The organism is Paenibacillus sp. J22P15 (assembly GCF_056269345.1).
In genome coordinates, this window is the sequence record NZ_JBWDNT010000009.1 from 196,353 (window position 1) to 208,510 (window position 12,158).

Consider the following 12,158-nt stretch of genomic DNA (forward strand, 5'->3'; position numbering starts at 1 on the left):
ATAGCATTATCATAAGCGAGGAGGGGATTAGAATGAGAAAAACGCTGAAAAGAGTGTTGATGAGCGTTATTGTCATTCTTTTGCTGCTTGGCGGTGCGGTTTGGTGGTTCCTATCCTATATTGCGCCGGATGAACGGCTGGACATGAGTTATACACCCATTGATGTGAAAGCGAAAGCACTTCATATGGTCAAAAAATTCAAGCCAGAGCTCGTCCTTACAGAGTCTGATATTAATCATTTAATCAAAAAGCATATGAAGGACGAATACACGAGCAGCCAATCAGGGGCTACGTCTCTGGAGCTGGCAAACGATATTCGTTTGGATGGAGCTCACTTTGATCTAGAAGAGGACAAGATGATCGCTCGAATGAATATTACCTATAAGGACCGAATTCCTGCTGAGCTGAATGCGGTATATTCACTGGAGTGGCAATCTCCAAACATAGTTCTTAAGCCGAAATCTCTTTCTGTAAAAGCGATGCAGCTTCCGCTTAGTGTACTTGAAACGATTGTCATTCCGCTTGATTTGCCAGCGCAGGATGTTGTGACGGTGAACGATGTTCAGTTCGAGAGTAATCAGATAAAAATACGGTTTAAGCTGCATATACAATTTTAGCTTTAATCAGCATATTCAAAGATAAGAAAAACGACAGATGAAGGGATAATCCTAGGGGCGGGCGAGGGGAGGATGATTTAATCAATTGCAAGCGACTGCTTGCTACCATTTGAATTAAAAATCATTTCTATTGAACCTGCGGGGATAAGAACAAATGGAGTTCAATTCTTAACTACCTAACAGAAAACCCCGGTAACCTGAAAGGGTGAAGTAAAGTACCGAACTTCGAAAGTCCGGTACTTTATGAAAATGGGGAAAGCCGTTTGTTTTATTGGGGACAGCCATAAGGGGGTTTAGGCAAGCCTAAACGGTCTAAGTTGCCGCATACCGTACTTTGCCAGTAGGCCAGCTGATCATCCAGATCTTTCGCAGAATGCTGTTGAATGATTTCGATGTAGGCTGTAGCTGCCGCGACTTCCGGACTGAAGGACCAGGACCAGTAATCCGTCCGATCATAACGGCCGATCCATTGTCCGTCTACGCCGAATTTTTGTTGATCGGTTGCACCGATGACGGCTCCGTCCGCTGTTCGCAGCAAAAGGAAGACGCCGCCGGTAAATCCGGTTAATTTGACGTTGTTTTTCGTTCGAGTAACGACATCAAGCTGGCCGGCAAGTGCTCCCGAGCGCTGTAGTGTAGCCCGTGTGTACATGTATCGCCCGCCATTGGAGCTTTGCCAGGAAGCCTCTGTGGTTAAAGAAGGAATTGTTTGGATAGAGGATGAAGGTGAAGTGCTCCCACCAGTGCTTCCTCCATCATAACCGCCGCCTCCGATCGGATCTTCCGACATCCGCGCAGAAACCGAAGAAGCAGGAACAGCAGCGAGCAGGGTAACAGCAGCAAGCATAAACGTTAACAATAAACCTTTCCATGTTTTCATCATAAAACCCTCCAAATAAATGATTTCGTGTGGTTGCAACCCTCCATCATTATGAATTGAATAGCTCCATCCAAAAAGTACCAAATATTTATAGTACCGGTGTAGGTATCGTTTATGGTTTTAGTGTTAAGTCGCGGAAATGCATATGAACATGTTCACGCGACGGTACCGATGCTACGGTTCAATATTTTGTAATCTAATCGCGACGCATATAGGCATTCCTCTATAGGCTTTTCGGCACGGCTCATCTTTTGTCAAAAGAAGCTCGCGTTCTAGCTATTGACTTTGATAGTCAGCTAAGAAGGAACCCTTTTGCGCTTGGTGGATCGATGCTTCTGTTTGCTGGCAATACGCCGGTTGGCATTTGTACCGTTGGTTCCGTTTGCCCTTTTAAAATGGCCTGTGGGGTGAAATCTAGGGGATGTCTTTTTTTGCCCGGTAATGGGACGGAGAGCTTCCGGTTTGTTGAATGAAATATTTGGTGAAGTGGGCGGGAGACGAGAACATCAGGCGGTCGGCGATTTCCTCTACCGATTGATCCGTCTCCGTCAGCCATTGCTTCGCTTTCTGGTTCCGCAGCTGCATCAAATACTGCTTCGGCGTCATGCCGTACACTTCCTTAAAGCAATTCGTAATGTGCGTCCGGTGCAGGTTCAGCTTGTTCGCGACTTCCCCGATTTGCAGGTTATACCGTTCAGTGTTGTTTAGCTCGTAGGCAACTTGATGTGCGATCTTCTTGTGAGAAGGAGGAATCACGTCTTCCGTCTCTTGCGAGCTGGCATGATAGAACTCCGCAAGCATATAGAGGAATTCCACGAAGCTGGAATGCATTTTCAGCGCCTTCAGCGTGCTTTCGACCGAATTATTGATTGGCGTATTCGGGAGATGGTGCAGCTGATCGAAATCTTCCCCGTAATTGCTCAGGAACTGCTGCAGCCACTCCGAGACAAACGTCCGCAGCCCTTCGTCGACGATCGGATGGGGAATCGATTGGAAGATCGAATAGATCGAAGGCATCTCGATATCGAAATGGAAACCGAAATAAACGCTGTCCTCCAGCATCATTAATTGATGGTAGGCGCCTGCTTTCATGATGACCGATTCTCCGGCCGTGATGACGTGGGCGATTCCATCTATTTTTATTTCGACTTTCCCTCTTAGGCAATGCTTGAACTCGAAAATCGTATGGCGATGGTTAGGGAACGACCAATTCCGTTCGGCGCTCGAATAGTAAATCGAGATCAAATGGATGGCGTTGTATACGCGGGATAATTGAAAGAGATACTGCATGCCGGATGCTCCTTCCTGGGGCTGATCGTTAAGCTTGTCTTGTATGCGATCCGTTTTCTGTCTCCAAAAGTATAAAAAGCGTTTACATTATGAAATGTTCTTCGATCTTGGGAAATGTTACTCTTAGGTGGTCGATTCCGATTCGGACGGAAGACGGACCGTACAAGCCGTTCGCGAAAATGGTTCACGGGAGCCTATCCCTCCATTATAGACCCGCGGGAGTGATAAATTCCAGTCTCCGGGGGAATCGAAATAAAGGTAGTCATATAGGAGGTCTAAGCATGAACAGACAGAAAAAAAGAGCTTCGCTGCATTAATCCCGGTTCCAGTTCAGGGGAAAGGGCTTTTACTTGACCTTCCTGCTCGTGACGCAAATGTTCCGCCGATCATGCTGCTCATTCCATTCTACAAAATCATGACGCAAGTCGGTCTCGTCAACACGCTGTTCGGGCTCGTCATGCTACGGCGATCTATTCGTTCGTAATGGGCTGGAACGAGTATATGTTCGCGATGATCATGATGTCGGATGAGAACCTCAAGACGGTTCCGGTCGGAGTCGGTCAGCTGGTCACGCAGAACAAAATTGAATGGAATGATATGATGGCGGCATCGCTCGTCGCGACTGTTCCCGTCTCGATTATATTCATCTTCCTGCAAAAATACATGATTAAAAGTTTGACGGCCGGCTCAATCAAGTGACGGCTCGGGAATGGAGAGGTAACGATGAAGACTATAGTTAGAGTTGGGGTTATCGGTTTGGGCCGATGGGGCGAATCCCATGTGCAAGCATTCGGCAAGGTCAATGGCGCCGAGGTTGTCGCGGTGTGCGACATTCGGCCGGAACGGCTCGCCCGGGTCGCGGACGCTTACGGCATCGTTGGATGTTACTCGAATGTCGACGATATGCTGGCAGCGGAGAAGCTGGATTTGGTGAGCGTCGTCACGCACGAAACCGACCATTTCCTGCCGGTGTCGCAAGCCTTGTCCGCGGGCGCCCATGTGTTCGCGGAGCATCCGTTCGCGACGAATCCGGCTGCAGCGGTCGAACTGTGGAAACGGGCAATCGAGCGCGAGGTGAACTTGTTCGTGCCGCGTCTGCTGCGCGCCCATTCCGGATACCGTTCTGTCTATGAAGCTATTAAACAAGGCAAGATAGGCAAGCTTGAGAGAATAGAGCTGCGCAGATCACGCAGCGTATCGCTTCGGAAGCATTACGACAGGCTGCCGACGTATTATGAGAATTTGCTGTTCGAGATGGATATCGCCTTCTGGTTGGCCAGAGCGGTGAAGTTCGACCGGATGCAGACATTCGGCTCCAAAGCTCTTGAGAACGGCATCCGTAACATCGAACGGCTTGAGTTTGAGTTCGACAATGGTGTGCAAGGAACGATGTCCAACGTCTGGACGCCGGAGGGCGATGGGCCGCTAACCAGCGGATCGCTATCCGTGATCGGAGACGCCGGACGGATCGATATCGATACGAGCGACCTGAAGTATTTGCTCGGCGATCCGTGGAATAGCGGATCCGTGGAGCTTCCGGGCGGTGCTGATCTGCACGAATTCGGCTTGGAAGCGCTCATGGGTGAGCTGCAGCTGGCTTGTGACCGGGTTCGCTCCGGGACGCGGCCGGATTACAGCGAAGTGAAGGAAGCAAACATTCTTGTCGACGTCGCAGATACGACGCTGCGCTCGATCGACTTCAAATACGCGGTCCATTATTAAGGGGAGATTACACTATGAACAAACCGAATAAAAAAGTCGCGGCCATTATTACCGAATATTGGTCTACTAACCATGCCGATGTCATCATTACGAAATTCATGGACGGCTACACATTAAACGGCAGAACCTACAAACCGACGGTGGATATCGTGTCGATGTTCATCGATCAATTCCCTGCGAACGACATGGGGAAGGACATGGCGGACAAGCACGGCGTCTCCTTGTATCCCTCCATACGCGAGGCATTGCTGCACGGCGGCGATACGTTCGAGCTGGACGGTATCATCGTCATCGGGGAGCTCGGCGAATATCCGGAGAACGAAATTGGGCAGATCCTCTACCCGCGGCGCGCGTTCTTCGAAGAATGCTTGAACGTCATGCTGGAGTTCGGCCGGGTCGTTCCGGTGTTTACGGACAAGGGATTTGCGATCGTTCAAGAAGACATCGAATGGATGTATGAGCAGATTAAGAAGCACGACGTTCCGTTCATGTCCAGCTCCGTACTGCCTTTCTGTCCACAGCTTCCGCGACCGGCGGCAGCGAGCATTCCTTACGGCGCTCCGATGCATAAGATGCTCGGCTTCGCCTACGACGACGTAGAACGTTATTGCTATCATACGATGGAGATGATGCAGAGCGTTGCGGAGAACCGGGCAGGAGGGGAAACCGGAATCCGTGCGGTGCGGACGTTCACGGAGCAAGCGGCAATCGACCGGATCCTGTCCGACGACTGGAATGCGATTTACCGCAAGCTCGGCGGTTTCGTTAACCTGCGGGACATCGATATGTTCCCGTATCAACTGAAGAAGCCGGTGTTCGTTGAGCTCGAGTACGCAGACGGGCTGCAGGCGGGCATGATTTTTGCGGAGCCCGAGGGGCGGATGTTCGTCTCAGCTTATCAGGTCGCAGAAGGCGAAGAGCCGGTCTGCGTCGAGTTCCGCCTCCAGAATCAGAAGCCGCACAGCCACTTCAGCTATCTGGTGCTTGCGATCGAAAGATTCATCCACACCCGCAACGCTCCGTATCCGGTGGAGCGTTCACTGCTGACGACGGGAGCGCTTGACGCCCTGATGCGTTCGCTACATGAAGGCAAGGAAATCGAGACGCCGCATCTGTGCGTCGGCTACTAAGGAGTTGAGCGTCATGATCTTACCGGCGAATTCGGGAACGACGGGCGGCGATCATCATTTTGAGCATTATACGAGGGAACGGCTGAACGCGTTCGCCCGCGGGGGCGGCTACATCATCGTTCCGCTAGCGGCGACCGAGCAGCACGGTCCGCATCTGCCGGTAAACACGGATACGATGATCTGCGAGTACGTGACGCGCAAGTCGATCGAGAGGCTAGCGGGCCGGATACCGGTGTTGATGGCGCCCATCCTGAGTATCGGCTGCTCCGAGCATCATCTGAGCTACGGCGGCACGATTTCGTATTCCGCGGCGACGTATCATCGGGTACTGACGGATGTCGCGACGAGTCTGGTGAAGGACGGCTTCAAGCGGATCGTTTTCTTGAACGGCCATGGGGGCAACCACCAGATCATGACGCAGGTCGCGCAGGATACGGCGGTCGGGCATGACGTCTGGATGGCGGCCGCCTCCTACTGGCATCTCGCCAAGCACGCGCTGGACGAGACGGACGCTTCAGAAACGGGACTCGTACCCGGGCACGCGGGAGGCTTCGAGACGTCGCTTGTCATGGCGATGTTCCCCGGGTTCGTGGACGCCGGGCGGATTCGGCCAGGACATCCGGTGAACGGCTGGGCGGCAGCGGAAGGGTACTACGTTGGCAAGCACGGTGTAATCACGGGTCGCAACGGGTATTCGGATTCCGCGGATCAAGCGAGCGCGGAGAAGGGTCAACGGTATTTGGACGCGATCGTCGAAAGCGTGGCCGAGTGGCTGGTGGAGCTGGACAATACAATTACAACAGCTGAAGGGGGAACGGAGTAATGGCGATCGTAGAGAAAAGGTTAGAGGAGCTTGGCGTTATACTGGAGAACGCGCCGAAGCCGATCGCGGAGTACGTGCCGGCGAAAACGGTTGGCAATCTCGTCTATACGTCGGGGTTCGATTGCCGCGTAAATGGGGTATTGCTGCATGAAGGCAAACTTGGAACGGATCTGACAATCGAGCAGGGGCAGGCCGCAGCGCGCCAGGTTATGGTCAATGCGTTGGCTGTCCTGAAGGATCATATCGGCGACCTGGATCGTGTCAAGCAGGTCGTGAAGCTGCTCGCCTTCGTCAACTCGGCGCCGGGTTTCGCAGAGCAGCCGTTCGTCATTAACGGTGCTTCGGAGCTTCTAGTTCAGGCGTTCGGGGAGAAAGGGCGCCATGCCCGCTCGGCGATTGGCACGAACGAACTTCCGTTTCACACGCCGATCGAGATCGAGATGATCGTGGAAATCGAATGAGACCGAACGAAGCAGACGTCGTCACGATCGGTGAGAGTATGGTGCTGTTCCAGCCCATAACGGAAGGGCCGATCGCTTACGCGCCTCTGTACGGCCAATCCGTGGCTGGATCGGAATCCAACGTAGCGATCGGCTGACCCGGCTGGGCAAGCAAGCCCGTTGGATCGGCCGCTTGGGTGAGGACCCGTTCGGGGATCTCGTCCTGCGGACGCTTGCGGGGGAAGGCCTCGACGTCGGGCTGGCCGTTCAGGATAGCTCTGTGCCGACGGGGCTGTTCTTTAAAGGACTGATGCAGGGCAAGTGGCAAGCGACGAGGTAAAGAACTGGTCGAACCAGTTGATCCGATCGATTCGGTTGAAAGGGGATAAACGAATGGAACTGTTGGAGGAGCTGCGCCAAAGGAAGGTCATCGCCATCGTGAGAGGTGTACCCGAAGTTCGCGCCGATGACACGGCCAAGGCGCTGGCGGACGGCGGTATCCGCCTGATCGAAGTGACCTTGAACACGCCCGGCGCTTACGGCATCATCCGCCGCTGGCGAGACCGATTCGGGGACCGGACCAGAATCGGCGCGGGCACGGTGCTGGACGAAGAGATGGCGGCGAAAGCCATTGATGCGGGCGCGGAATATTTGATCACACCGAACGTAGACGAGGCGACGATCCGATACGCGCTCGCGGCGAACGTGCCGATTATACCGGGAGCGATGACGCCGACGGAAATCGTCCGCGCCTGGAAGCTCGGAGCGACGGCTGTGAAGGTGTTCCCTGCCGGAACGTTAGGGGCTTCTTACTTGAAGGAACTTCAAGGACCGTTGTCGCACATTCCGCTGGTGGCAACCGGCGGGGTGAATCCGGACAACATGGCGAATTATACGGCAGCGGGCGCTAGCGCGTTCGGCGTGGGAAGCAGCCTCGTGAACCCGGAGTGGATATGCGCGGGAGAGTACGGGAAGTTGCGGGAGCATGCAGCGCGGTATGTCACCGCGGCGGAGTCACTCGCGAGCCGCTCATGAGTCCCACATATCAATCATCGTATCTGCATGCTGATAGAATAGGTAAGGATAACCCTAGCGAGTCACGTCGAGGGTTATCCTTACCTATTCTATCTGTTAGCCGTGGCTGTTGGAATATATTTTCTCCTTAATTTTTTATATTGTGGAGCGAGGCGAGGGAGATAGCTTTGTGAAATGGATTGAAACATTTTGGTGTTCCTATCATTAATTCGTACTACAATGGCAACATCATCCGATTGCTCTTAATCAATGGCATCTTATATCCCATAATTGATCAGCTCGAACACGAAATATCGATAAAGAAACATATCATGGGGATGGAATTATTGGTTCACCTGAGAAATATGTACACATACTTGTTTTTTTCATACTCGACCTCCTGTTTTGTCAAATAGTAACTCGGTAACGATGCTCGAAAAGTAAGTTTCGTGGAAATTGTGCTGGAAAGCCTTGTGTACCCAGGCTTTTCAGTGTAAGCTCGAACAAGTAGAAACTAACATTTAATATTCACCATTGTAGGTTAATCTATAAACGAGTTATGGGAGTAAGTAAACGAGAAATGCAGTATTATTTTGGAACCCCTTACAATCCCGAATAATTAAGAACCCGAAGGTGATTACGCTCATGGATTTCCCAACCAGACTTCGCCAGGCCATTCTCCACATCATGCCTAGCTCGCTCAAAAAAAGGCTCATGGTCATATTGCTGCTAAGCTCCATCATTCCTCTTTTCCTCCTGGGTGTTATCTCACATTACTCTATGCGCTCCATCCTGGAAACTAAAATATCTACCGGGATCCACAGCAACCTCAAGCAAGTCCGTGTTTCCCTTGAAAATGCGCTGAATAATATGAATAGTGTCTCGCAGCAACTGGCCTTTAACGGCCGTGTCGGACAAAATATATACAAATATTTGGCGGATGGGAACGGGAATCCGTATGACAAGAAGATACTTTCAGGTGAAATTGAAACAGAGATGAATCTGCTCACCTCCACCAACCCCAACATCGGGCTAATGATGTACTACATTGAGGATACAGGGCAGATTCTATTCCCGAACCTGCAGGTGAGGCCCGATTTTGATCCGGGTAAGCTGCCATTGTTCACAAAATTTAAATGGATGACGTACTACGGCCCGCACCGGACGATGAACGCGCAGTTCGACCGCACGGTACTCTCCATTACACGTCAGATCGATGTACCCGACATGGAGAATGTCTATATCTACATAGAGACGGACAACCGTCTGGTTGATACCGTATTCAATGAGTTGCAATATGGCATGAACGTATCCCATCTTATTGTCGATCCCAACGAGGTGGTCGTCTATAGTAAGGATCCTGTCCATTTTCCGGTAGGCTCGCGATATGCCGCTGCTTCGGACGGAAATTTGGGCAAGATAAGTGACCGTTACATTTTCGATGAGAGGAGCAATCAGGGCTGGCGCATCGTAGCGGTCATTCCGGCTGAATCCTACAAGCGCGAGGTTACGATCTGGTTTCTGCAGTTCATGATTGTGGCCTTGCTCTCCCTTGGGGTGAGCGTCGCTTTCGCTTATCTCATCTGGCGGACTGTATACCGGCCACTTAAAAGCTTGAACAGGGAAATAATATCAATGGAAAACAATAATTTCATCACCTCGCTCAAGCTGACCGGTACGGAAGAGTTTGATTTTTCCTTGCGCAGATTCCATCATATGAAGATCACGATCCAACAGCTAATCGAGAACATTAAGTTGAAAGAGAGAAACAAGACAAAGCTGGAAGTTGAGAAGTTGATGTCCCAAATCAATCCGCATTTCGTCCACAATACGCTCGATACCATCCGCTGGCTCGCTCGTCTGAACGGTCAGGAGGAGATCGACCGTCTTATTTCGTCATTGAACCGGGTGCTTCATTACAATCTTCGCAATGGAGAAATGGCCACGATTCGGGAGGAGTTGGATGCACTCCGAGATTATGTGAAGCTGCAGGAGATTCGATATCAATTCCACTTTGATATCCGTATCTCGGTGGAGCCGGGGCAGTTGGAAGTAGGCGTTCCCCGATTCATACTGCAGCCTCTCGTGGAAAATGCACTTTACCACGGCATTCAAGACGATGGCAGTATTAGTGTTGATATATGCGGCGAGGAACCGGATCGTATTCGAATTATGGTCTCCGATAATGGCATTGGCATGAGCCGTGAGGCATCTGAGCAACTGATCGCCGAAGACGGCACGGAACCGGAGCGCAACAAACGGGGAATGGGCATAGGGGTACCTTACGTCATCCGTATGTTGAGGTATCATTATGAAGATGAGGTATCCATTCGTATAGATAGCGAGCTTGGGGCGGGAACGACTATAACGATCACGCTCCCTGCATTGATAGAAGGGAGATAGGATTGGCATGGACGTATTAATTGTGGAGGATGACAGACTGGTGCGTAAAGGGCTTATTTCACTTATGCCATGGGACATGTTTAATCTGCGCATCGCAGGCGAAGCGGGCAATGGAGAGGATGCACTATTCTTCCTGGAGCGGCATGAGGTGGATCTGCTCATTACAGATATCGCGATGCCGCGCATGACCGGCATCGAATTGATACGCCAAGTGCGTGAACGATATCCCCGAATTCATACTGTTGTATTGACGTTCCATCAAGATTTCGAATATGTGCAAGAGGCATTGCGGCTTGGGGCTATTGATTATATAGTAAAGACCGAGCTGGAGCAGGATCAGATGGATGGAGTGCTGGCGCGTATTATAGCCCGAATTCGCGAGATTGGGCGTCATGACGCCTCCTATGCGCCAAGCACGCATGCCTGCAGCGATACCGGTGTCGTCTGGATGACCGATCCGAGCATAGCTGAACCGGAACGATACCGTCCTTCTATGGGCAGTGGTAATTTGGAGTCAGTCGCCGACGGCTTATGGTTCGAGTTGACGACGGAGAAGGAAGAACAAATCTGGAAACGTATCCAGCAAGATGACTTTCTGAAGCAGGGAACCGTCATGCTGCTTACAGGCCTGAAGGATGTTGAGATTCCGTCTATTCGGCAGGCGTTAATCCATTACCGGGATCGGCATTTATTCTATGTCTGGAGACCGGATATGCGCTGCATGTCACGGAAGTTGCAGGAGTTAAACGCTTGCAGCGGACAGCCGGATGATGCGGTGCTGCAATCGATGCAGCAGGAATGGTCGTCTCTGCAATGGGTCATGCATGAGGAACGCTTTGCAGCTTTGACTGAGGCACTCTATGAAGCGCGTTTGCCGCTGGCAAAACTGGAGAGCCTGTTCTTCGCCGCGGCTGCCCAGTGGGAAGTGTTGGTATCCTCTCACCAGATGAGAACACCTCCTGCAGAAGCCCGTCGCTCTTGGGAAAACTGGCGGAACTGGTTGCGACAGGTTCGGGCAGAACTGGCTGGGCAGTTAATCAAGCCCGCCTATTCCCCTGAAGTGGCCGCCTGCGTATGGAAGGCATGCGAATATATTCACCGCAACCTTAGTCGACAGATTACACTTCGTGATGTAGCGGAGGAGGTAAACTTGAGCCAGAGCTATCTAAGTCAATGCTTTCACGATATTGTAGATCTCCCTTTTAACCATTATGTACGCAAGGCCAGAATGGAGCTGGCGCAGCGGCTGCTTCAGGACAGCAACCGGCCAATCTATTGGATTGCGGTGCAGACCGGGTATCCGAACGAGAAATACTTCAGCAAGGTATTCCGTGAGCAATGCGGTATGTTGCCAAGTATATATCGTACCGCCGCTTCTTTAGGCAAAACCCAAGACCGATTCTGACAGAGAATCGGTCTTTAGCTTGTCAAGGGCTCATTTGATAGCCAATAGCTTCACATTTTATTGAATATGAGGCCTACCTGCGGGCGAAATTAAATAGAATGAGGACTTTTTTCCGGATAGGTGCAGGACTCTGTCATTCCTCAAGTCGGTTATTCTAAGATAAGAAAGCGATTACAATAACTTGTGTTCATCACGAGTCGCGCTTCATAAAAAGGGGGAATAGACCATGCGAAGAAAGCTTATATGCTTGCTGATGCTGACTACCTTGTTCGTCAGTGCTTGCGCGAACGGCAGCTCGAATTCCGGCAATGCGAACAAGCAGGTGGGGGCCAACCAGACACCGGGAGATCCGTTCTACAAATTTCCAGAACCGGTCACCTTGTCTATCGCCAAAGCGATCAACCCGGAAGACAAAAGTTTACCGTCCGGGGATA

Annotated in this window: 13 protein-coding genes and 1 pseudogene; 12 read left to right on the forward strand and 2 right to left on the reverse strand. The window is 51.4% G+C overall.

Annotation, left to right across the window (positions count from 1 at the left end; all coding sequences use genetic code 11):
• Positions 1 to 32: 32 nt before the first annotated feature.
• The gene (locus AC0YN6_RS19495; protein WP_475748829.1) at positions 33 to 617 is read left to right on the forward strand and encodes a hypothetical protein; all 585 of its coding nucleotides are present in this window, start codon (positions 33 to 35) and stop codon (positions 615 to 617) included.
• 268 nt (positions 618 to 885) lie between these two features.
• Here the strand turns inward: AC0YN6_RS19495 and AC0YN6_RS19500 are convergent, their stop codons facing one another.
• Positions 886 to 1,500 carry a hypothetical protein gene (locus AC0YN6_RS19500; protein ID WP_475748830.1) on the reverse strand — a complete coding sequence of 205 codons (615 nt, stop codon included), beginning with the start codon at positions 1,498 to 1,500 and terminating at the stop codon, positions 886 to 888.
• A 411-nt stretch (positions 1,501 to 1,911) separates the two neighbouring features.
• Positions 1,912 to 2,787, reverse strand: coding sequence for an AraC family transcriptional regulator (locus AC0YN6_RS19505; RefSeq protein ID WP_475748831.1), 876 nt, complete (start codon positions 2,785 to 2,787; stop codon positions 1,912 to 1,914).
• A gap of 501 nt (positions 2,788 to 3,288) precedes the next feature.
• On the opposite strand from AC0YN6_RS19505, the gene AC0YN6_RS19510 reads away from it, so the two are divergent.
• The 11 genes and pseudogenes from AC0YN6_RS19510 to AC0YN6_RS19560 all read left to right on the forward strand — a co-directional run.
• Positions 3,289 to 3,486, forward strand: a complete 198-nt coding sequence (locus AC0YN6_RS19510) for a hypothetical protein (protein ID WP_475748832.1) — start codon at positions 3,289 to 3,291, stop codon at positions 3,484 to 3,486.
• Positions 3,487 to 3,510: 24 nt separating this feature from the next.
• Positions 3,511 to 4,509, forward strand: coding sequence for a Gfo/Idh/MocA family protein (locus AC0YN6_RS19515; RefSeq protein ID WP_475748833.1), 999 nt, complete (start codon positions 3,511 to 3,513; stop codon positions 4,507 to 4,509).
• Between the two features lie 14 nt (positions 4,510 to 4,523).
• Positions 4,524 to 5,639, forward strand: coding sequence for a hypothetical protein (locus tag AC0YN6_RS19520; RefSeq protein WP_475748835.1), 1,116 nt, complete (start codon positions 4,524 to 4,526; stop codon positions 5,637 to 5,639).
• 13 nt (positions 5,640 to 5,652) lie between these two features.
• Entirely contained in the window at positions 5,653 to 6,462 is an 810-nt protein-coding gene (locus tag AC0YN6_RS19525) for a creatininase family protein (protein ID WP_475748836.1), read from the forward strand.
• Positions 6,462 to 6,923, forward strand: coding sequence for a RidA family protein (locus tag AC0YN6_RS19530; RefSeq protein WP_475748837.1), 462 nt, complete (start codon positions 6,462 to 6,464; stop codon positions 6,921 to 6,923). The genes AC0YN6_RS19525 and AC0YN6_RS19530 overlap by 1 nt, the downstream gene beginning before the upstream one ends.
• A complete protein-coding gene (locus AC0YN6_RS19535; protein WP_475748839.1) occupies positions 6,920 to 7,060 on the forward strand; it encodes a hypothetical protein in 141 nt (46 codons plus the stop codon). Before AC0YN6_RS19530 ends, AC0YN6_RS19535 begins: the two co-directional genes overlap by 4 nt.
• A gap of 35 nt (positions 7,061 to 7,095) precedes the next feature.
• Positions 7,096 to 7,242: a hypothetical protein gene (locus AC0YN6_RS19540; protein WP_475748840.1), complete on the forward strand. Its 147-nt coding sequence runs from the start codon at positions 7,096 to 7,098 to the stop codon at positions 7,240 to 7,242.
• A 53-nt stretch (positions 7,243 to 7,295) separates the two neighbouring features.
• A complete protein-coding gene (locus AC0YN6_RS19545; RefSeq protein ID WP_475748841.1) occupies positions 7,296 to 7,937 on the forward strand; it encodes a bifunctional 4-hydroxy-2-oxoglutarate aldolase/2-dehydro-3-deoxy-phosphogluconate aldolase in 642 nt (213 codons plus the stop codon).
• Between the two features lie 849 nt (positions 7,938 to 8,786).
• Positions 8,787 to 10,319 (forward strand): sensor histidine kinase, encoded by a 1,533-nt coding sequence (locus AC0YN6_RS19550; RefSeq protein WP_475748842.1) that lies wholly within the window; start codon positions 8,787 to 8,789, stop codon positions 10,317 to 10,319.
• Between the two features lie 7 nt (positions 10,320 to 10,326).
• Positions 10,327 to 11,724 carry a response regulator transcription factor gene (locus tag AC0YN6_RS19555; RefSeq protein ID WP_475748843.1) on the forward strand — a complete coding sequence of 466 codons (1,398 nt, stop codon included), beginning with the start codon at positions 10,327 to 10,329 and terminating at the stop codon, positions 11,722 to 11,724.
• A gap of 226 nt (positions 11,725 to 11,950) precedes the next feature.
• Positions 11,951 to 12,158 (forward strand): annotated as a pseudogene (locus AC0YN6_RS19560) (hypothetical protein); the annotation flags it as partial.

Coding starts and splice junctions, on each gene's coding strand:
- AC0YN6_RS19495 (WP_475748829.1), top strand. CDS start 33: ATGAGAAAAACGCTGAAAAGAGTGTTGATGAGCGTTATTGTCATTCTT.
- AC0YN6_RS19500 (WP_475748830.1), bottom strand. CDS start 1,500: ATGATGAAAACATGGAAAGGTTTATTGTTAACGTTTATGCTTGCTGCT.
- AC0YN6_RS19505 (WP_475748831.1), bottom strand. CDS start 2,787: ATGCAGTATCTCTTTCAATTATCCCGCGTATACAACGCCATCCATTTG.
- AC0YN6_RS19510 (WP_475748832.1), top strand. CDS start 3,289: ATGTTCGCGATGATCATGATGTCGGATGAGAACCTCAAGACGGTTCCG.
- AC0YN6_RS19515 (WP_475748833.1), top strand. CDS start 3,511: ATGAAGACTATAGTTAGAGTTGGGGTTATCGGTTTGGGCCGATGGGGC.
- AC0YN6_RS19520 (WP_475748835.1), top strand. CDS start 4,524: ATGAACAAACCGAATAAAAAAGTCGCGGCCATTATTACCGAATATTGG.
- AC0YN6_RS19525 (WP_475748836.1), top strand. CDS start 5,653: ATGATCTTACCGGCGAATTCGGGAACGACGGGCGGCGATCATCATTTT.
- AC0YN6_RS19530 (WP_475748837.1), top strand. CDS start 6,462: ATGGCGATCGTAGAGAAAAGGTTAGAGGAGCTTGGCGTTATACTGGAG.
- AC0YN6_RS19535 (WP_475748839.1), top strand. CDS start 6,920: ATGAGACCGAACGAAGCAGACGTCGTCACGATCGGTGAGAGTATGGTG.
- AC0YN6_RS19545 (WP_475748841.1), top strand. CDS start 7,296: ATGGAACTGTTGGAGGAGCTGCGCCAAAGGAAGGTCATCGCCATCGTG.
- AC0YN6_RS19550 (WP_475748842.1), top strand. CDS start 8,787: ATGAATAGTGTCTCGCAGCAACTGGCCTTTAACGGCCGTGTCGGACAA.
- AC0YN6_RS19555 (WP_475748843.1), top strand. CDS start 10,327: ATGGACGTATTAATTGTGGAGGATGACAGACTGGTGCGTAAAGGGCTT.